A 20449-nucleotide genomic window follows, 5' to 3' on the forward strand; every position below is an offset into this window, starting at 1 on the left:
TAATCATGGAAGACAATCATGCCAATGAAGAGGTTTATAAAAGATCGGTGGAGCCGGTTCTTGATGTAAATGAAAAACCGAAAGCAAGCCAGTGGCTCCTCCTGAGTTCGCAGCACTTATTTGCCATGTTCGGGGCGACGGTACTAGTTCCTTTCCTGACAGGATTGCCGGTTTCGGCAGCGCTCATTGCAAGCGGGGTTGGGACACTGCTTTATATCCTTATTACAAAGGGACAGATTCCGGCATATCTCGGTTCGAGTTTTGCATTCATTCTGCCGATTACAATTGCACTGGGTGCAAATAGTCTGGGGGAAGTGCTGACCGCACTGTTCTTCAGCGGTGTCCTCTATGTGCTCATCGGTCTGGTCATCAGGATATTCGGCACCAGATGGCTGATGCATCTCCTGCCTCCAGTTGTTGTTGGCCCGGTCATCATGGTGATCGGTCTCGGTCTTGCACCGGTGGCGGTGGATATGGCGATGTACACGGATTCGGGCAATCAGGAAGGCTACAGTATGACTTATATATTTGTCGCCTTCATTACATTGACAATTACAATACTCGCCTCTGTTTTCCTGCGCGGGGTGTTGGGATTGATTCCCATCCTGATCGGTATCATCGGCGGATATATCACAGCGGTGATTATGGGCATCGTTGACTTTACACAAATCAGGGAGACAGGGTGGTTCCACTCGCCGGATATACATATGCCGCTCCTTTCCTATGACCCTTCAATCAATCTTGGATTGCTGATCGTAATGCTGCCGATTGTTTTTGTCACAGTCAGTGAACATATCGGTCACCAGGTGGTCATCAACAAAGTTGTAGGGCGCAACTTTTTCAAAAATCCCGGGCTTCACCGTTCGCTGATCGGGGACGGGGTGGCAACGATGTTTGCCAGCATGATCGGCGGACCGCCGACAACGACCTACGGTGAAAATATCGGCGTACTTGCAATCACAAGAATCTTCAGCGTATGGGTCATCGGTGGCGCGGCAGTACTTGCAATCATACTCGGTTTCGTCGGCAAGTTCACAGCAGTGGTGCAGAGTATTCCTTCCCCGGTCATGGGCGGAGTTTCCATACTGCTGTTCGGTATCATTGCAGCCAGCGGCCTCCGGATGCTGATCGACGCGCAGATCAACCTGGATTCGAAAAGAAATCTAAGCATCGCTTCCGTCATTCTGGTCATCGGAATCGGCAAAGCCCATCTGGACTTTACGATTGGGAAAATACCTTTCAATCTGGAAGGGATGGCACTCGCGGCACTCGCAGGAATCATATTGAACGCAATTTTGCCTGATGATAAGGAGGAGCCGGTAGAAAATGGATGATTTACTGTCAATGGATTTCTTATCTGAGGAAGAGATCATGCGCATCATCAAAAGAGCATTGGAAATGAAAGCGGGAAACTTTAAGCCTTTTGAAAACAGGAAGTACATCGCCAACCTTTTTTTCGAGAATTCGACAAGAACGAAAACAAGTTTTGAAATGGCCGAATCCAGATTGGGAATCACCTCGGTGCCATTCGATGTGAATTACAGTTCTGTTTCCAAAGGGGAAACGCTGTATGACACGTGCAAGACGATAGAAGCTCTGGGATGTGATGCGCTGGTCATCCGGCATTCGGAAACAGAGTATTACGGACAGCTGGTCGGTCTCGGCATTCCGGTGATCAATGCAGGCGACGGCAGCGGATCGCATCCAACGCAATCCCTGCTGGACCTGATGACCATATACGATAAGTTCGGCACTTTTAAAAATTTGAATATTGTCATCGCAGGCGATATCGTCCACAGCAGAGTGGCACACAGCAACCAGCAGGCGCTCGCAAGACTCGGTGCGAACGTCCGGTTCTCAGCACCAAAAGAATGGGTCGACCACTCGATGGGAGTCCCATATGTGGACCTGGACGAAGCGCTGGGAGAAGCGGATGTCATCATGCTGCTGAGAGTGCAGCATGAACGGCATGATGTCGCTGCAAGATTTACTAAGGAAGCCTACAACAAAGATTACGGCATGAACCCTGAACGCTACAGCCGGATGAAAGCGGGAGCGATCATCATGCATCCCGCGCCGGTAAACCGGGGAGTGGAAATATCCGAAGAATTGGTCGAGAGCGAGAAATCAGTGATTTTTGAACAGATGAGCAATGGTGTCTTTGCACGCATGAGTGTACTGCAAGAAATACTAGGGAGTGTGGAATGAATGAGTTTGCTTTTGAAAAATGGAATGGTTTTGGAAAACAATGAACAAGTACAAAAAGATGTACTCATCAAAGACGGCAGGATTGCCGGTATAGCACCGAATATTGAGACGCATGCAGATGAAACGATTGATCTTGGCGGAAAACTCGTTACCCCGGGGTTCGTGGATGTCCACGTCCATCTGAGAGAGCCGGGTGGCGAGCATAAGGAAACAATCGAAACCGGCACGCTTGCAGCGGCAAGAGGCGGATTTACTGCAGTGTGTCCAATGCCGAATACACGCCCCGTTCCTGATAATGTGGAAACGATGAACACCGTCCAGGCACGTATAAAAGAAACGGCACATGTAAAAGTGCTGCCCTATGCTTCCATTACAACACGCCAGCTCGGACGTGAATTGGTCGACTTTGAAGGATTGAAGCGTGCCGGCGCATTTGCATTTACTGACGACGGTGTCGGTGTACAAAGTGCTGATATGATGCTCCGGGCAATGTATGAAGGGGCGAAAACCGGCATGCCGATCGTGGCGCACACAGAAGAAAATACACTGATACACGGCGGTGCCATCCATGAAGGGAAAACGAGTGAAAAACTTGGTATTCCCGGTATTCCTGCAGTGACGGAATCGGTTCATATTGCACGGGATATCCTCCTTGCAGAAGCGGCAGGCTGCCACTACCATGTCTGCCACGTAAGTACGAAAGAGAGTGTCCGCGTCATCCGGGATGCAAAGCGCGCCGGTATCCGTGTAACTGCAGAAGTCACGCCCCACCACCTGGTTCTTGATGAAGAGGACATTACAGAACGCAATCCGAATTTCAAAATGAACCCGCCGCTGAGAGCGCCGGAAGACCGTGAGGCACTCATTGAAGGACTGGTTGATGGTACAATTGACTGCATCGCAACAGACCATGCCCCGCACGCTGAAGAAGAGAAGGCGGTAGGCATGGAGACGGCACCATTTGGTATTACGGGCAGTGAAAATGCATTCCAGCTGCTTTACACGAAACTTGTTAAAACGGGTGTATTCACACTGCAGCAGCTGATCGACTGGATAACAATCAAGCCTTCCGAAGTGTTCGGGCTCAATATGGGCGTACTCGCCGAAGGGCTTGATGCAGACGTCACTGTGATCGACCTTGATAAACAATATACACTCGATAAAAATGAGTTTTACAGCAAAGCAAGAAACACTCCATTTGACGGGGAACAGTTTGAAGCTGATATTTACATGACAATTGTGAACGGCGAAGTTGCATACAAGGAGGAAAAATAATGCTTACAGAGAAAAGATATCTAGTACTGGAAGACGGAACGGTTTATGAAGGATACAAATTCGGCGGTGACCGCACTGCAGAAGGGGAACTTGTATTCAACACTGCAATGACAGGCGCCCAGGAAATCATCACGGATCTTTCCTATACCGATCAGATTATTACATTCAGCTATCCCCTGATCGGCAACACCGGTGTGAACACCGAAGATAATGAAACACTGCTGCCTTCGGCACGAGGAGTCGTTGTAAGGGAAGCGTGCAATGAACCTTCCAACTTCCGAGCAGCAGAATCGTTGGATTCTTTTCTGAAGAGACATGATATACCGGGTATCAGCGGTGTGGACACGAGAAGCATCACAAGAAAAATCCGTGATAAAGGGGTTTTGAAAGCGGTCATGACCGATGATGAAAACCACGATGAATTGATTGAGCTGCTGCAGACAGCCAGCTTCAGGACAGATCAGGTAAAACGCGTATCCACAAAATCCCCTTATATTTCAACGGGGCCTGGGCATCGCGTTGTACTAATCGACTATGGTAAGAAAGAAAACATCGTGAGATCACTCAATGCACTGGACTGTGATGTAACGGTCGTCCCTCATAACACAACTGCAGAAGAAATTTTAAGAATGCGTCCGGACGGCGTGATGCTGTCCAACGGGCCAGGCAACCCTGAAGATGTGGAAGCCGGCATCCGTACGGTGAAAAATCTGATCGGCAAAGTGCCTTTATTCGGCATATGCCTCGGACATCAGCTCATCGGCCTTGCATGTGGTGCGAAGACATTCAAGATGAAGTTCGGCCATAGGGGAAGCAACCAGCCGGTTATCAACCTGGCAACAGGAAAGGTTGAAATCACGGCACAGAACCACGGTTTTGCGATTGACGGGGAAACGCTTAACAGCACCGGACTCGAGATCACGCATACAGCGCTTAATGACAAGACGGTGGAAGGCATCAGACACATAAAGCATCCGGTATTTTCCGTACAGTATCATCCGGAAGCGTCTGCCGGCCCTCACGATTCAGAGTATCTTTTCGGTGAATTTGTAAATATGATGGAAATTGAAAAGGAGGCTAACAATGCCTAAACGCACAGATATCAAAACAATCATGGTAATAGGCAGCGGGCCGATCATCATCGGCCAGGCAGCAGAATTCGACTATGCAGGTACGCAGGCGTGTCTCGCACTCAGAGAAGAAGGGTACCGCGTCATTTTGGTAAACTCAAATCCGGCAACGATCATGACAGATAAAGAAATTGCGGATGTGGTCTACATAGAACCGCTGACACCGGATTTCCTGTCCAGAATCATCCGCAAAGAACAGCCGGATGCACTCCTGCCGACTCTCGGCGGCCAGGTGGGGCTGAACATGGCGGTTGAACTCGATGGACTGGGCGTCCTTGAGGAGAATAATGTCGAATTGCTGGGAACAAAACTCGATTCCATCAAACAGGCTGAAGACCGTGATCTGTTCAGACAACTCATGAACCAGATGGAAGTACCGGTACCGGAATCCGACATTATCACTACTGTCGATCAGGCGTATGACTTTAAAGAGAGAGTCGGCTATCCGTTCATAGTGCGTCCGGCATTTACGATGGGCGGCACCGGCGGCGGCATATGCTACAACGATGCCGATCTGAAGGAGATCGTCGCAAACGGCCTGAAATACTCGCCGGTCAACCAATGTCTGGTGGAGAAATCCATCGCCGGATTCAAAGAGATCGAATACGAAGTGATGCGTGATTCAAACGACAATGCCATCGTGGTATGTAACATGGAAAACATCGATCCGGTGGGTATCCATACCGGTGACTCGATTGTTGTGGCGCCGACACAGACTTTAACCGATAAGGAAAACCAGATGCTCCGTGATGTGTCGCTTAACGTCATCCGCGAACTCGGCATCGAGGGTGGATGCAACGTACAGCTTGCACTCGATCCGGATTCCTTTGACTACTACATCATTGAAGTGAATCCGAGGGTATCCCGTTCTTCTGCGCTTGCATCCAAGGCGACAGGCTATCCGATCGCCAAACTCGCAGCGAAGATTGCGGTTGGCTTGACGTTGGATGAGATGATCAATCCTGTCACTGAAACGAGCTATGCGGCATTTGAACCGACAATCGACTATGTTGTTTCAAAAATACCGCGCTTTCCGTTCGATAAGTTTGAAAAAGGAGAACGCAAACTCGGTACACAGATGAAAGCGACAGGAGAAGTCATGGCCATCGGACGCACTTATGAAGAATCACTGTTGAAAGCGATCCGTTCATTGGAGTATGGTGTTCACCATCTGGGACTTCCCAACGGCGATGACTTCAATCTTGATTTCATCGTTCAAATGATCAAAGAACAAAGTGATGAAAGATTATTCTACATCGGTGAGGCATTGAGACGCGATGTTTCCATGGAAGAAATACATGAATGGACAATGATCGACATGTTCTTCCTGAGAAAATTCAAGCACATCATCGATATCGAACATGAATTGAAAGCAAATGCCGAATCCATTGACCATCTGAAATGGGCGAAAACTTATGGTTTCAGTGACAGGGTCATCAGCCATCGCTGGAATATGGAAACATCGGAAGTGTTCCAAATCCGTAAAGACAATGGCATCATGCCGGTTTATAAAATGGTGGATACCTGTGCTGCGGAATTTGAATCCGCGACACCTTATTTCTACGGAACTTATGAATTTGAAAATGAATCGGTCAGAAGTGACAGAGAAAAAATCATCGTGCTCGGCAGCGGACCGATCCGTATCGGACAGGGGGTTGAGTTCGACTATGCGACCGTCCACGCAGTATGGGCAATCCAGGAAGCGGGGTATGAAGCGATCATCGTCAACAACAACCCGGAAACAGTATCTACAGACTTCTCGATTTCCGATAAACTTTATTTCGAACCATTGACGCATGAAGATGTGATGAACATCATAGAGCACGAACAGCCAAAGGGTGTGGTTGTACAGTTCGGCGGACAGACAGCGATCAACCTGGCGGATAAACTTGAGAATGATGGTGTGAAGATTTTGGGTACGACACTCGATGATCTGGACAGGGCTGAAAACAGAAAGCGTTTTGAACAGCTCCTGCGTGACATCGATGTACCGCAGCCGCTCGGTAAAACGGCAACCAACGAAGAAGAGGCAATCGCAAATGCAGAATACATCGGTTATCCGGTACTCGTCCGTCCCAGCTATGTGCTCGGCGGCCGTGCGATGGAGATCGTATATAACGAAACTGAACTTAAAAACTACATGAGGGACGCAGTGAAAGCATCTCCGGAACATCCGGTATTGATCGACCGTTACCTGGTAGGTAAGGAAATAGAAGTCGATGCAATCAGTGACGGGGAGAAAGTGATCATCCCCGGAATAATGGAACATATCGAACGTGCAGGGGTTCACTCCGGTGACTCGATCGCGGTGTATCCGCCTGTCACTCTGACAGATGAGGAGATCGATACGCTGAGGGAATATACGGAGAGACTGGCACTCGGACTCAATACGGTCGGTCTGATCAATATCCAGTATGTATTGTCCAAAGGGAATATCTATGTGCTTGAAGTGAACCCGAGGGCAAGCCGTACGGTGCCGTTCATGAGCAAAATCACTGAAATTCCAATGGCGAACCTGGCGATGAAAGCCATTTTAGGAGTGAAACTGGAAGACACTGGGTATCCGCTCGGACTTGCACCATTCAAAGAAGGCTACCATGTAAAAGCACCGGTATTCAGTTTCAGTAAACTGAAAAATGTTGATATCACGCTTGGCCCTGAAATGAAATCAACAGGCGAAGTCATGGGGAAAGATATGAGTCTCAACAAAGCGCTGTATAAAGCACTTGTTGCAAGCGGCCTGGAAGTGAAAGACCATGGCACCGTACTCATTACAGTTGCGGACAAAGACAAAGAAGAAGCGGTCGATCTCGCATCCAGGTTATCCCAGTGCGGCTATCGTCTGATGGCAACAGAGGGGACCGGAGAGGTTTTAAAAGCGCATGGCATACCGTTTGTTACAGTGGATAAAGTGGGTGCTGGAGAAACAAGTCTGTTGCGCGCGATTCAGAGCGGCAGTGTGCAGCTTGTTTTCAACACAATGACTAAAGGGAAACAAGTGGAAAGAGATGGCTTCCGCATCAGAAGAGAGTCTGTTGAGAACGGCATTCCATGTCTGACATCACTCGATACTGCACGTACACTTGTGGAAGTGATCGAAAGCATGACATTCAATATGGAAAAAATGTAGGTGAGAGAATGAAAAATCTGATGAACATTAAGAGTCAAAAGCAGATTGCGGATCGCATCTATGAAATGGTGCTGGAAGGAGATATCACTTCCAGCATGAAAACACCGGGGCAGTTTGTGCATGTCAGAATCGCAGATTCAACGGAACATGTATTGAGAAGGCCGATTTCCATTGCAGATATCGACTACGATCGCTCACAATTTACAATTGTTTACCGTGCTGAAGGAGCGGGCACGAAAAAGATATCCACACTCACAGCAGGGGATACGCTTGATATTCTTTCGCCGCTTGGCAATGGTTATCCGCTGGAACAAAATGACCATGTACTGATTGTAGGCGGGGGGATCGGTGTTCCGCCTCTTTACGAGCTTTCTAAACGTTTAAATCAGATGGGTGTCAAAACGACACACGTACTTGGCTTCAACTCAAAAAAAGATGTCTTTTATGAAGATAAATTTAAAGCACTAGGAGAGACACATGTCGCAACGGCGGATGGATCATACGGCACTGAAGGATTTGTCACTGATGTGATCAGAAATTTAAAAGATGAGCATGATATCTTTTATGCCTGTGGGCCTAAAGTGATGTTGAAAGTCTTAAGTGAAACAATGAATCTGGACGGCTATATCTCACTCGAAGAACGAATGGGATGCGGTTTTGGCGTGTGTTATGCCTGCGTATGCGAAACAGCCCGCGGGGATTACATCAAACTGTGTACAGAAGGACCAGTATTCAGAAAAGGGGAGATTGTTCTGTGAACAGCGAAAGACTCAAAATAAAGCTGCCCGGTCTCGAATTGAAGAACCCGGTCATGCCGGCATCGGGCTGCTTCAGCTTTGGCGAGGAGTTTTCGAAGCTTTATGATCTCTCCGGTCTCGGCGCCATCATGATCAAAGCGGCAACACATGAAGCGCGCATCGGCAATCCTACACCGCGTGTAGCAGAAACTGCGAGCGGGATGCTCAATGCAATCGGGCTGCAAAACCCGGGTGTCGATCATATTATTGAACATGAGCTGAAGTTTCTTGAAAATTATGATGTGCCGATCATTGCGAATGTTGCCGGCACAGCAATCGAAGACTATAGAATTGTAGCGGATAAAATTTCCAAAGCGAAAAATGTAAAAGCGATTGAACTGAATATTTCATGCCCGAACGTCAAAGAAGGCGGCATCCAGTTTGGTACCGACCCTGATACTGCGAGACGCCTGACCGCAGCAGTGAAAGAAGTTTCAGATGTGCCCGTCTACGTTAAATTATCACCAAATGTAACGAATATAACAGAAATGGCTAAAAGTGTCGCGGATGTTGCAGATGGATTGACGATGATCAACACGCTTGTCGGGATGAGATTGGGGAATGATGGCAAGCCGCTCATTTCCAATATTACAGGCGGACTCAGCGGCCCGGCGATCAAGCCGGTCAGTCTGAACATGATCTATCAGGTGCGCCAGCATCTGCCGGATATCCCAATCATCGGTATGGGCGGCATTGCCAGTGCCGATGATATCTTAGATTATATTTCTGTCGGTGCGGATGCGGTGGCGGTGGGAACACTGAACTTTACGAATCCATATATCTGTCCGGAACTGATCCGGGACCTCGATGAAAAAGTGGCAGAGATGGGCCTGGATCATTTGCATGACCTGAAAGGCCGCGCATATAAAACAATATAGGGGAGTGGCTTCTAATGAAGAGACCGATTATTGCACTTGATTTTGGCACGATGAAAGAAGTAAAGCAGTTTCTGAGCCAATTCAATGAACCATTGTTCGTCAAAGTGGGCATGGAACTTTATTTGCAGAATGGGCCGGACATTATAAGAGAAATCCGTGAGATGGGGCACGATATCTTCCTGGATTTGAAGCTGTATGATATTCCAAACACAGTAGGTAAAGCGATGGAGGGGCTCGGAAAACTTGATGTTCAAATGACGAATGTTCATGCCCAGGGCGGAAGTGCGATGATGAAGCGGGCTTTGGAATCATTTAAGGACGGCAATCCGGATGGTACTTTAATCGCAGTCACACAGCTCACTTCAATGAATGACTCGAATGTAAAAGAAGAACAGAAATCCAATCTCACTTTGGAGGACAGCGTGAAACATTATGCTCTGCTGGCTAAACATGCCGGACTTGACGGTGTCGTATCCTCGCCGCTTGAATCAGAAATGATTCATGAATATTGTGGAGATGACTTTTTAACGATTACACCGGGAATCAGATTGCAGGAAGATTCCAAAGATGATCAGATCCGTGTTGTCACACCGGCAATTGCGAATCAGCTCGGCACAGATTATATCGTGGTGGGCCGCTCAATAACGAAAGCGGCTGATCCTGTAGAAAAATACAGAATGGTGCAAGTAATGTGGGAAAGCGGGGACGAATTGGCATGAAAGAAAGAATTGCAGAAATACTTCTTGATATAAACGCAGTGGAATTAAGACCGGAGGATCCATTTACATGGTCAAGCGGAATCATTTCACCGATATACTGTGATAACAGGAAAGTCATCGGGGATGTTAAAGCACGTGAAGAAATAGCGGATGCATTTACAGAGCTGATTAAAAAGCATGCACCGGACACAGAAATCATAGCAGGAACATCCACTGCGGGTATTCCCCATGCGGCATATATCAGCGAACGGATGAATCTGCCAATGTGCTACGTCCGTGGATCGAAGAAAAAGCATGGCAAAGGGAATCAGATCGAAGGTGCGGACGTTGCCGGTAAAAAGGTGGTTGTGATCGAAGACCTTATTTCAACAGGCGGTTCCAGCCTGGAAGCGGCCGAAGCATTGAAGGAAAATGGTGGTGACGTGTTAAATGTCATTGCGATTTTCACTTACGGCATTAAAAAAGCGGATCAGGCTTTTGAGGGAGCAAAATTATCTTTTCATACGTTGAGTGATTTGGATGCATTGCTTGATGTAAGTACAAAAAAAGGGACACTGACAGACGGACAAAGAGAAACCATCATTGAATTCAAAAACAATTTATAGACAAAAAAGCGACTCAAAATGAGTCGCTTTTTTATTCGAGTGAATTAATTTACACACCGAAGATCATATCGTTGATGATTTTTGCTTCCTGTTCAATCTGTGTACTTTCCAATGATACATAAAGTTTGATTTTCGGCTCTGTACCTGAAGGTCTCAGGGCAATCCATCCATCTTTGAAGTGTAGTTTGATCACATTTGCTTTAGGGAGATCAATATTTTCTGTCTTACCGCCTTTATCTCTTCTCTTTTGTTCCAAGAAATCCTCTACGAGAATGACCTCTCTTCTGCCGATTTCCTGTGGTGTATTCTTTCTGAACTGGCTCATTATCTCATCAATATTTTCTTTGCCGCTTGTCCCTTCAAATGTATGACTGTACAATACTTCCATTATGCGGCCGTATTCACTGTAAATCTCTTCAAGCGCATCTACGAGTGTCCGGCCGTTATTTTTAAGTTCTGAAGCCATTGCGACAACATACGGCACAACCTGGATGGCATCTTTATCCCTTACGAACGGTTCAAGCAGATAACCGTAACTTTCTTCATATCCCAATACGAATTTCTTTTTATCATCGTTTTCCATCGCTTTTATCTGTTCACCGATATATTTGAATCCTGTCAGCACTTCAATCATTTCCCCGCCATTGGCTTCAGTGATTTTGCGGCCCAGATCACTCGTTACGATGGATTTGATGATTACAGGTTTTTTGTCTTTTCCTTTTTGAATCCTATGATTTAATAGTAATATACCAATCTGGTTCCCATTTAAGTGTACATATTCTTTTTCATGTTTTACGACGATACCCATTCTGTCTGCATCGGGATCTGTGGCAATCAGCAGATCTGCACCGATTTTTTGTCCAAGTGTTTTCGCTTTATCGAAAGCTTCCGGACTTTCAGGGTTCGGTGATGCTGTGGTAGGGAAGTCTCCATCAGGAACACATTGGTCTTCCACAAGCGAATAATTTTTGAATCCGAGCGTATCAAGGAGTTCCGGAACAATCGGTACACTTGTTCCATGAAGACTTGAGAAAACGATGGATAGATCTGATTCAGGGATGTCACCAATAAATTCAGTGACATGATCTCTATAGCTTTGTTCCATCTCTTCAGTGACATATTGAATGATGCTATCCTCGACACCTTCATCAAAATCTTTACTTTCAATGGTGAAGATATCCTCGATTGCATTAATTTTTTCACTGAGATGGGCAGCCGGTTCATCGATCAGTTGCGCTCCGTCCGCACCATACACTTTAATGCCGTTGTACTCAGGCGGATTATGACTCGCTGTAATCATCACACCAAGTGAGGCATCGTATTCCCGGACAAAAAATGATAGCTCCGGCGTTGAAGTATATTGCTTTGTAACTTTTACGGAGACGCCATTTTGCGCGAGTACGGATGCCATTGTCTGTGAAAATTCCGGAGAGAAATGCCTGGTATCAAACCCGATTACAACAAGCGGATTTTCTTCCTCTTTTAATGAATGTGCAAGGCCAAGTGCAACTTTTTCAACAGTATAACGGTTCAGCCTGTTGGGTCCGAGACCGATTTTTCCTCTGATTCCAGCTGTTCCAAAAGAGAGTGTTGATGCGAATGCATCTTCTTTCTCAGTTTCACTTAATGAATCATAATCCCCTGAATCTATAAAGCTGTTTTCAATATGTGCTTCCCACTGTTTTCTATCCATTGAGTCCACGCTCCTCGATATTAGTAAATTCACTGCCGGTTTTTGTCAGTATCGCAACTTCATAACCCTTGATATAGAAGCTGTTTCGATATACTGCCTCGTCCACATTTCTTTGATTGGAAATCTTGATTTTATACGATCCTTCATTTCCGAATGAAAGTTCCGCTGATGTCTCTGTAGGATTGATCATGATGATGAAATCACTGTCCTCATGGTTAATTCTAACACCAAAAACATTGGAAAGATGATCAAAAGTTAAGAGAGTTATCGCTTTTTCTATAGAATTTTTATCTTTTAATTTAAAGACAGGTTCACTCTTGCGGAAATTTATGAGTGATTTCACAAATTCAATATTATCCTGATACTTGGCACGGCGGTTCCAATCCATTCTGTTTAACATGTCGCTTAAGTTATACGTATTACCATGACCGAATTTAGTTCTAAAAAACTCCTGTCCTGCATGTAAAAACGGGGTGCCGAAGGACAGCAGAACGAGAGCGGTTGCCAGCTGGTGCTGGCTTTCCAGTACATACTGGCGTTTTCCCGAAGAATATCTCAGCCGGTCATACAATGTATGGTTATCGTGAACCTCTACATAGTTTACACTCATGGCGGCCGAGTATTCATCAAAGAATCCAGTGAACATTTTACGGATGCTGTCAATACCGGTACCCTCACTATTTACATACCCTTTTGCCATCAGCTCAAAATTACTTCCTTTAATTGCATCTCTGAAATGGTCATTAAAGAAGTGGACCGTCGGGATGCGGCTTTTGAACTCAGGCAGTGTTTTCTTAGAGTAATCCAGGGCGGTTGGAAGGTCCCAGCCCTCACCGAGCAGCAGAATTTCCCGATCAATCTCTTTCACCAGCTTTTCAATCCCCTGCATCGTTTCTATATCGATCGCACCCATAAGATCGAACCGGTATCCATCTACTCTGTAGTAGTCCAGCCAGAAAGAGATTGTATCGATAATAAACCGCCGTGCCATTAATTTTTCGGAAGCGAAGTCATTTCCGACGCCTGTGCCGTTGGACAGGGATAAATCATCGTTATGTCTGAAATAGTACCCCGGCACGAGTTTCTCAAAACTTGAATTTTCTATTTCGTATACATGATTGAGCACGACATCAAGGATGACTTTCATTCCATTTTTATGCAGTGTTTCTATCAGTTGCTGCAGTTCAAGGATACGGGTGATTGGATTTTTGGGATCTGTAGAATAACTGCCTTCCGGCACCATGAAGAACTTGGGATCGTATCCCCAGTTATAACTCTTGCTGATGTTAAGTTCATCGACGGTCAGGAAATCATTTACAGGCATCAATTCGACATGTGTGATACCGAGTTCTGCCAAATAGTTGAGACCGCTGGATAAACCATGCTTCGTGAATGCTTGCTTCGTCATGCCTAAATATTTGCCGCGCCATTCCTTTTTTACGCCACTGTTTGGATGGATGGTCATATCCCGGATATGTGTTTCATAGATAATCGCTTCATCGTTAGGAATCTCGGGGACAGGATGTTCTCTGAATCCCGGGTTAATTCGATCAAAATCGATTACCATTGCTTCTTTGGAGTTTGCAGAGATCCCTTTTACATAAGGGTCGATTACGGCATGTGTTACATCGTTGTGACTGACTTCATAATGATAATATTTGTCGTGACAATCTTCATTTATGGAGATTTCAAAATAGCCGTTAATCTTCTTCATTTTGAAATATTCATCCTCCAGTACAAGATGGCACTCAATTGCTGTTGGTGCAAATGCCCTGAATACTGTTTTTTCTTTACTGTAAATCGGTCCCATTTGGACACTGGTCGAATATTTCAAATCAAACTCGATTGAATGCACATACCTGCCCATGAGCAGGGGGTATGTCATTCCGTTATATTCGATAAATGTATAGGCATCCAAATCAATATCCTTTAAAAATCTCAACCGGATGCAATTATTGGAAATGACGAGATTTTTACGTTCCAATGGACTGTTGTTTTGAACCACTCTGATTTCTTCATGTACCAGCTCATGGTTATCAAATGGTGTCACTGTGATTTCATTCGGGGAATCAAGATAAGCTTTAAGCATAATTTCCTCCATTTTCATGTTTGGAATGATATATTTTAAAAATATAGATTAATATTAATTTTGAGAAAATAAATAAAAGTTAATAATTTTGCATGCATAAGTTGTATACTGGGAATAAGGGTACAACTATAGTATACCCGAAAGGGGTAGATTTTTTGAGTAAAGATAATTTCAACCTTGATAAATATTTGTTTCATCAGGGGACGCATTTTAAAGCATATGAATTTCTCGGGGCCCATCGTGAATCAGACGGCAGTGTCCGTTTCATAACATGGGCTCCAAAAGCCGATCATGTTCAGCTTGCATGTAATCTGAATGGATTTTCCGGTTCTGATATGGATTTTGAACCGCTGGGTGGGGATGGTTTGTGGATCTACAGAACAAATCAGTTATCTGTAGGAGAAACATATAAGTATCGGATCCACTTTAACGGCACTTCCCACCTAAAGGCGGATCCCTATGGATTTTATCATGAAAAGCGTCCAGATACAGCGAGCATCATTCATGTGGATGATTTTGAATTCACAGATGAAAACTGGTTGAAAAGACGTCAAAAATCCAATATTTATAAATCTCCGATCAGTATCTATGAAATGCATCTGGGCACATGGATGAAGCATCCGGTTACTGATACTGAAGGCATGTCAGATGATGAGGTGACTGATTTAGCACATTATTCCTACAGGGAAGCAGCAAAAGCACTCATTCCTTATTTAAAAGAAATGAACTATACCCATGTAGAATTCCTTCCGCTCACTGAGTATCCTTTTGATTTATCGTGGGGTTACCAGGTGACCGGGTATTTTTCAGCCACGAGCCGTTACGGCCATCCGGAAGATCTGAAATTTCTAATCAATGAATTGCACAAAGCGGATATCGGCGTAATCATGGATTATGTCCCTGCTCATTTCTGCAAGGATGACCATGGCTTGAGAATGTTTGATGGCACGCCGACATATGAACATCCGGACGAAAGAATTGCGGATAAAAGGCAGTGGGGCACTCTGACTTTTGACTATGGCAGACCGGAAGTCCAATCGTTCCTTGTATCCGCGGCAATGTACTGGTTCAGGGAGTTCCATATCGATGGGCTGAGGATAGATGCTGTACACAGCATGATCGATTTGAACTTTGAAAATCATGAACCTCATGAAAAGATATATAACAGTGAAGGGACAGAAACCAATACGGCAGGTGTTGAATTCCTGAAGAAGTTAAACACGGTCGTATTTGACTACGACTCATCATTATTGATGATGGCCGAAGATTCCTCTGATGTTCCTATGGTGACATCACCTGTAAGTGAAGGCGGCCTTGGGTTCAACTTTAAATGGGATCTTGGATGGATGCATGACCGGCTGAGCTATATGGACAAAGACTTCAGTCACCGGGACTACTTCCATAACCGCATGACATTCTCTCTCGCATATAAATACAATGAAAACTTTGTATTGCCGTTGTCCCATGACGAAGTGGTCCATGGAAAAAAATCCATAGTCGGAAAAATGTATGGTGATCAGTGGCAGCAATTTGCCCAGGCGAGACTGTTGTACGGCAACCAGATGTCAGAACCGGGAAAACAGCTTTTATTCATGGGACAGGAAATTGGAATGTACCATGAATGGAAAGATAAAGAGCAGGTGGATTGGCATCTGTTGGACTATTCCTATCATCAAAACCTAAAGAAATATGTCCAGGACCTCAATCATTTTTATAAGAGTCATCCTGAGTTTTATAAATCAGATTACGACCCGGATGGATTCCGCTGGCTGGTAGTCGATGACACTGAACATTCAATATTCAGCTACGCGAGACAGACGGATGAAAAACTTAAAATCTGCATATTGAATTACAGGCCGGATGTATATCATGATTTCAAAATACCTGTACCTGAGCCGGGCACCTACCGGGAAGTCTTCAACAGTGACAGCGCAAAATATTCCGGGTCCGACGTAATCAATGATGGCCAGCATTTCAGTTTTGATGAAAGACACATCAGGGAAGAGCAGCATATAAAAGTGACTGTGGCACCTTTGGCATTTCAGGTATTTGAAATTGAAACCAATTCCGATGGAGGTAGTAAAAATGACATCTAAAGTTGTAGCGATGCTTTTAGCAGGGGGTAAGGGAACCAGACTGGGAGAGCTTACAAAAGATTTGGCAAAACCGGCAGTTCCCTTTGGCGGTAAATATAGAATTATCGATTTTACGATGAGTAACATAGCCAATTCAGACATTTCAACTGTAGGTATTGTGGTGCAGTATTCACCACTCATGCTGAGTAAACACATCGGTATCGGGAAGCCTTGGGGACTCGACAGACAGCAAGGCGGAGTCAGTGTCCTTGCGCCTTTCTCCAACAGAGAGGGCGGATCCTGGTTCTCGGGTACAGCGGACGCAATCGTCAAGAATCTGCATTTTGTCGAACAATATGAGCCGGATGAATTAGTGGTCTTAAGCGGCGATCATGTGTATCAGATGGACTATACGAAAATGTTGGATTTCCACAAGGAACAAAACGCCGATGCAACAATTTCTGTTATTGAAGTGCCTATGGATGAGGCAAGCCGTTTTGGCATTTTGAATACGAATGAAGACTTGAGCATTTATGAATTTGATGAAAAGCCCGAGCATCCGAAAAATAACCTGGCTTCAATGGGCATCTATGTATTCGACTGGAAAACAATCAAGCCATATTTGCTGGAAGATGAAAAAGATGAGATGAGCGACCATGACTTCGGCAAGGATATCATTCCCAAACTGCTTGCGGATGACAAGCGTTTGTTCGCATATAAATTCGAAGGATATTGGAAAGATGTCGGTACAATCACAAGTTACTGGGAAGCCAACATGGATCTGCTGAAAGAAGATTTCCAGACGCTGCTGATGTCAAAAACATGGCCGACTTATCCAAATGAAGAAAACAGACCACCTGAGTACATAGGGGAAACTGCAGAGGTTACCAATTCCCTTATTTCTTCAGGTTCATTCATAGAAGGCAAAATTGAAAACTCAATACTGTTCATCGGTGTGGAAACCAAAGATGGTGCAGACGTTAATTCATCCATTATCCTGCCGGATGCAGTAATTGGAGAGAATGTCGTACTCGACCGTGTGATCGTAACATCAGGATTGGAAATCCCGGGCAATACAGTCATTCGGTCAACAGAGGAGGAACCGATCGTTCTTATAGAGGAGAATTTAAAAGAATATATTGGAGAAGGAGGCAGCCAAAATGAATAAAGACGTTCTGGGATTGATCAATTTACAGCCCGAACATGATTATTTGGAAGATTTGACATACTTCAGAAGCGGTGGATCCGTGCCATTTATGGGCCGTTACCGTCTGATAGACTTTACGCTGACGAACATCGCCAATTCAGGTGTAAAAACAGTGGGCGTGTTCGCCGGCAATAAATTCAGGTCTTTACTCGACCATTTAAGCCGTAAGGAAGATTTTGGATTTGAAGGCAGGAACTCGAGAATTTTCGTGCTGCCGCCGGACTGGAATGATCCATCAGATATTTCCCAGGGGGATTTGAAGCATTTCCATAATCACTCTGACTTTTTTAGTCGCTTTAAGGGGAATCATATACTGATTTCGGGTTCACAGTTTATTACGAACACGAATTACAGCGAAGCCATTCAATATCATAAGGATCAGGATAATGATATTACGTTTATCAGTGAAAGGCGGCCCGAGGACGACATTCCGAGTGCATCAATATTAAAGCTGGTTACAGAAGACGACAGTATGACGGGATTCACACATGACGAGAATAATAATCATATTTATACGGGCGTGTACATTATTAAAAAAGAGGTGCTTCGCGACATTGTCCGCGAGTGCATCGATAATTACAAACCGGATCTGTTCCACAATGGAATCAGGGAGAAAATGGATCATTTCCGAACTGGTTTTTATGACATTGATGCAACAACCTATTATTTCAATTCCATCCATTCATATTTCAAAAACAGTATGGCATTGCTTGAAAAGGACAAATACCGTGATTTCTTCCATGGTGAAAATCTGGTAAGGACCAAGATCAGTACTAACCCGCCGACACTATATAAAAAAGACAGCGCTGTAAAATCATCCATTCTAGCGAATGGCGTAAAAGTGGAAGGCACGGTCGATCGTTCTGTCATTTCAAGAAACGTGACGGTTAAAAAAGGCGCCACGGTTAAAAATTCAGTGATCTTTGCAAACTGTATGATTGAACCTGGCGCATATATTGAAAATGTCATTTTAGATAAAGATGTAACGATTACAGAAGACCGCAGACTCATTGGGTCAGAAGATAAACCATATGTCGTTGCAAAGCGTTCAACAATCTAAGATGCTGAAAGAAAGAAGGAGGAATAGCGTGAAACATGTACTTTTTGCGGCGAGTGAATGTACGCCATTCGTAAAATCAGGCGGTTTGGCTGATGTGATTGGGAGTCTGCCCCAGGCATTGGCCAAAGAAGGGATGAATGTTTCTGTTATCCTGCCTCTATACAAAGAAATTATAAATTCGGACTACCGATCAAAAATGGAAGAAGTGACTGTATTCAGTACACCGGTCGGTTGGCGGAACCAGTACACCCGTATTTTGAAGTTGAAAGATCGCGGTGTCGTCTATTACTTTGTGGATAATGAATATTATTTCAACCGTGACGGGTTATACGGATATATCGACGACGGTGAGCGGTTCATATATTTCTCGAATGCCATTATAGAATTCATGTACCGCACAGATGAAATATTCGATGTGCTTCATTGCCATGACTGGCAGACGGGGGCAGCAGTTGCAATCGGCAGTATAAAACGGCCGCACCCGGGAATGAAAACAGTGTATACGATTCACAATATAAAATACCAGGGCTGGTTCCATCATTCAGGTTTCGGCGAGTTATTGAATTTAGAAATGGAACATTTTGCGGGGTTTGAGTGGCATGGCATGATGAACATAATGAAAGCGGCCATTCATCATGCAGACATTGTCACAACCGTTTCCGATACTTATGCAAAAGAAATCCTGACGCCATTCTTCGGTGAAGGACTGGAATCAGTACTCGAGAGCCGGGCGGAGGACCTATACGGCATCGTGAACGGTCTCGATGTCGTGGACTATAACCCATTGCGGGATAAGGCACTGGACTACAGATTCAAGTCTTCGCGGAAAACCAAGTTAAAAAATAAACTCGTGCTGCAGGAAGCGCTCGGGTTTGAAGTGAATAAAGATATACCAATGTACGGGATTGTCACACGCCTGGTCGCTCAAAAAGGACTGGATCTAATCAGGCATATTTTACATGATTTTCTTGAATCCGATGTACAGCTCGTTGTGCTGGGTTCCGGCGAATATGAGTATGAAGAATACTTCAAGTCGCTGGAAGTTAACTTTCCGGGGAAAGTGCACGTCACTTTAGGATTCAGCGAGCCCTATGCCAGACGGATATACGCATCATGCGATTTCTTCATTATGCCAAGCCTGTTCGAACCATGCGGTTTGGGACAGCTGATTGCCATTCGGTATCTAAACGCGCCCATCGTGCGTGAAACCGGCGGGTTGAAAGATACAGTCATTCCATATAATGAATTCGATCATACCGGAAACGGTCTGTCGTTTGAGAATTATAATGCACACGAACTGCTGGGCAAGCTGGAATACAGTTTGAGATTGTATCAAGAACCGGAACATATGGATGCATTGTGTGCAAACATGCTTGCCTCCGATTACAGCTGGGCGAATTCCGCAAAGCAGTATGTGGAGCTGTATGAAAAGCAGTGAAGTTAATTAAATTCGGTATGCGCCTCCTCTTTGACAGAGGGGGTTTTTTTGGATGCGGAATATTCTTGCCATAATCCATCATCAGCTGTGATACTGATTATTTATCTCATGAATCAAAAAAGACGAACCATAAAGGTCCGCCTCA

Annotated in this window: 15 protein-coding genes; 13 read left to right on the top strand and 2 right to left on the bottom strand. The window is 45.0% G+C overall.

Features of this window, described 5'->3' with window-relative positions; translation table 11 throughout:
• Positions 1-5: 5 nt before the first annotated feature.
• The 9 genes from ACKRAT_RS05060 to pyrE are packed head-to-tail and all read left to right on the top strand — an operon-like array spanning position 6 to position 10742.
• The gene (locus ACKRAT_RS05060; RefSeq protein ID WP_411844013.1) at positions 6-1334 is read left to right on the top strand and encodes a uracil-xanthine permease family protein; all 1329 of its coding nucleotides are present in this window, start codon (positions 6-8) and stop codon (positions 1332-1334) included.
• Positions 1327-2208, top strand: coding sequence for an aspartate carbamoyltransferase catalytic subunit (locus ACKRAT_RS05065; protein WP_411844014.1), 882 nt, complete (start codon positions 1327-1329; stop codon positions 2206-2208). Before ACKRAT_RS05060 ends, ACKRAT_RS05065 begins: the two co-directional genes overlap by 8 nt.
• Positions 2209-3483, top strand: a complete 1275-nt coding sequence (locus tag ACKRAT_RS05070) for a dihydroorotase (protein WP_411844015.1) — start codon at positions 2209-2211, stop codon at positions 3481-3483.
• On the top strand, positions 3483-4574 hold the full coding sequence (gene carA, locus ACKRAT_RS05075) for a glutamine-hydrolyzing carbamoyl-phosphate synthase small subunit (protein WP_411844016.1): 1092 nt from the start codon (positions 3483-3485) through the stop codon (positions 4572-4574). Before ACKRAT_RS05070 ends, carA begins: the two co-directional genes overlap by 1 nt.
• Positions 4567-7743 carry a carbamoyl-phosphate synthase large subunit gene (gene carB, locus ACKRAT_RS05080; RefSeq protein WP_411844017.1) on the top strand — a complete coding sequence of 1059 codons (3177 nt, stop codon included), beginning with the start codon at positions 4567-4569 and terminating at the stop codon, positions 7741-7743. Before carA ends, carB begins: the two co-directional genes overlap by 8 nt.
• An 8-nt stretch (positions 7744-7751) precedes the next feature.
• Positions 7752-8501: a dihydroorotate dehydrogenase electron transfer subunit gene (locus ACKRAT_RS05085; protein ID WP_411844018.1), complete on the top strand. Its 750-nt coding sequence runs from the start codon at positions 7752-7754 to the stop codon at positions 8499-8501.
• 53 nt (positions 8502-8554) lie between these two features.
• A complete protein-coding gene (locus ACKRAT_RS05090; protein WP_411844415.1) occupies positions 8555-9418 on the top strand; it encodes a dihydroorotate dehydrogenase in 864 nt (287 codons plus the stop codon).
• A gap of 14 nt (positions 9419-9432) precedes the next feature.
• Entirely contained in the window at positions 9433-10137 is a 705-nt protein-coding gene (gene pyrF / locus ACKRAT_RS05095) for an orotidine-5'-phosphate decarboxylase (protein ID WP_411844019.1), read from the top strand.
• Positions 10134-10742 carry an orotate phosphoribosyltransferase gene (gene pyrE, locus ACKRAT_RS05100; RefSeq protein WP_411844020.1) on the top strand — a complete coding sequence of 203 codons (609 nt, stop codon included), beginning with the start codon at positions 10134-10136 and terminating at the stop codon, positions 10740-10742. The genes pyrF and pyrE overlap by 4 nt, the downstream gene beginning before the upstream one ends.
• Before the next feature lie 49 nt (positions 10743-10791).
• Here the strand turns inward: pyrE and ACKRAT_RS05105 are convergent, their stop codons facing one another.
• Together ACKRAT_RS05105 and pulA are read right to left on the bottom strand one after the other, a co-directional pair.
• Entirely contained in the window at positions 10792-12435 is a 1644-nt protein-coding gene (locus tag ACKRAT_RS05105; protein WP_411844021.1) for a phospho-sugar mutase, read from the bottom strand.
• The gene (pulA, locus tag ACKRAT_RS05110; protein ID WP_411844022.1) at positions 12428-14524 is read right to left on the bottom strand and encodes a type I pullulanase; all 2097 of its coding nucleotides are present in this window, start codon (positions 14522-14524) and stop codon (positions 12428-12430) included. The genes ACKRAT_RS05105 and pulA overlap by 8 nt, the downstream gene beginning before the upstream one ends.
• Before the next feature lie 155 nt (positions 14525-14679).
• Here pulA and glgB point away from each other — a divergent pair, with 155 nt between their 5' ends.
• The 4 genes from glgB to ACKRAT_RS05130 are packed head-to-tail and all read left to right on the top strand — an operon-like array spanning position 14680 to position 20304.
• The gene (glgB, locus tag ACKRAT_RS05115) at positions 14680-16620 is read left to right on the top strand and encodes a 1,4-alpha-glucan branching protein GlgB (protein ID WP_411844023.1); all 1941 of its coding nucleotides are present in this window, start codon (positions 14680-14682) and stop codon (positions 16618-16620) included.
• Positions 16610-17767, top strand: a complete 1158-nt coding sequence (locus ACKRAT_RS05120) for a glucose-1-phosphate adenylyltransferase (protein WP_411844024.1) — start codon at positions 16610-16612, stop codon at positions 17765-17767. The genes glgB and ACKRAT_RS05120 overlap by 11 nt, the downstream gene beginning before the upstream one ends.
• Complete coding sequence (gene glgD, locus ACKRAT_RS05125) at positions 17760-18866, top strand: glucose-1-phosphate adenylyltransferase subunit GlgD (protein ID WP_411844025.1); 1107 nt, start codon at positions 17760-17762, stop codon at positions 18864-18866. The genes ACKRAT_RS05120 and glgD overlap by 8 nt, the downstream gene beginning before the upstream one ends.
• 28 nt (positions 18867-18894) lie before the next feature.
• Positions 18895-20304, top strand: a complete 1410-nt coding sequence (locus ACKRAT_RS05130; RefSeq protein ID WP_411844026.1) for a glycogen synthase — start codon at positions 18895-18897, stop codon at positions 20302-20304.
• Positions 20305-20449: the final 145 nt, after the last annotated feature.

Source organism: Salinicoccus sp. HZC-1, from assembly GCF_046736035.1.
Classification (GTDB): Bacteria; Bacillota; Bacilli; order Staphylococcales; family Salinicoccaceae; genus Salinicoccus.

Excerpts from the sequence above, each read along its gene's own strand:
- ACKRAT_RS05060 (WP_411844013.1), top strand. The coding sequence starts at position 6 with ATGGAAGACAATCATGCCAATGAAGAGGTTTATAAAAGATCGGTGGAG.
- ACKRAT_RS05065 (WP_411844014.1), top strand. The coding sequence starts at position 1,327 with ATGGATGATTTACTGTCAATGGATTTCTTATCTGAGGAAGAGATCATG.
- ACKRAT_RS05070 (WP_411844015.1), top strand. The coding sequence starts at position 2,209 with ATGAGTTTGCTTTTGAAAAATGGAATGGTTTTGGAAAACAATGAACAA.
- carA (WP_411844016.1), top strand. The coding sequence starts at position 3,483 with ATGCTTACAGAGAAAAGATATCTAGTACTGGAAGACGGAACGGTTTAT.
- carB (WP_411844017.1), top strand. The coding sequence starts at position 4,567 with ATGCCTAAACGCACAGATATCAAAACAATCATGGTAATAGGCAGCGGG.
- ACKRAT_RS05085 (WP_411844018.1), top strand. The coding sequence starts at position 7,752 with ATGAAAAATCTGATGAACATTAAGAGTCAAAAGCAGATTGCGGATCGC.
- ACKRAT_RS05090 (WP_411844415.1), top strand. The coding sequence starts at position 8,555 with ATGCCGGCATCGGGCTGCTTCAGCTTTGGCGAGGAGTTTTCGAAGCTT.
- pyrF (WP_411844019.1), top strand. The coding sequence starts at position 9,433 with ATGAAGAGACCGATTATTGCACTTGATTTTGGCACGATGAAAGAAGTA.
- pyrE (WP_411844020.1), top strand. The coding sequence starts at position 10,134 with ATGAAAGAAAGAATTGCAGAAATACTTCTTGATATAAACGCAGTGGAA.
- ACKRAT_RS05105 (WP_411844021.1), bottom strand. The coding sequence starts at position 12,435 with ATGGATAGAAAACAGTGGGAAGCACATATTGAAAACAGCTTTATAGAT.
- pulA (WP_411844022.1), bottom strand. The coding sequence starts at position 14,524 with ATGCTTAAAGCTTATCTTGATTCCCCGAATGAAATCACAGTGACACCA.
- ACKRAT_RS05120 (WP_411844024.1), top strand. The coding sequence starts at position 16,610 with ATGACATCTAAAGTTGTAGCGATGCTTTTAGCAGGGGGTAAGGGAACC.
- glgD (WP_411844025.1), top strand. The coding sequence starts at position 17,760 with ATGAATAAAGACGTTCTGGGATTGATCAATTTACAGCCCGAACATGAT.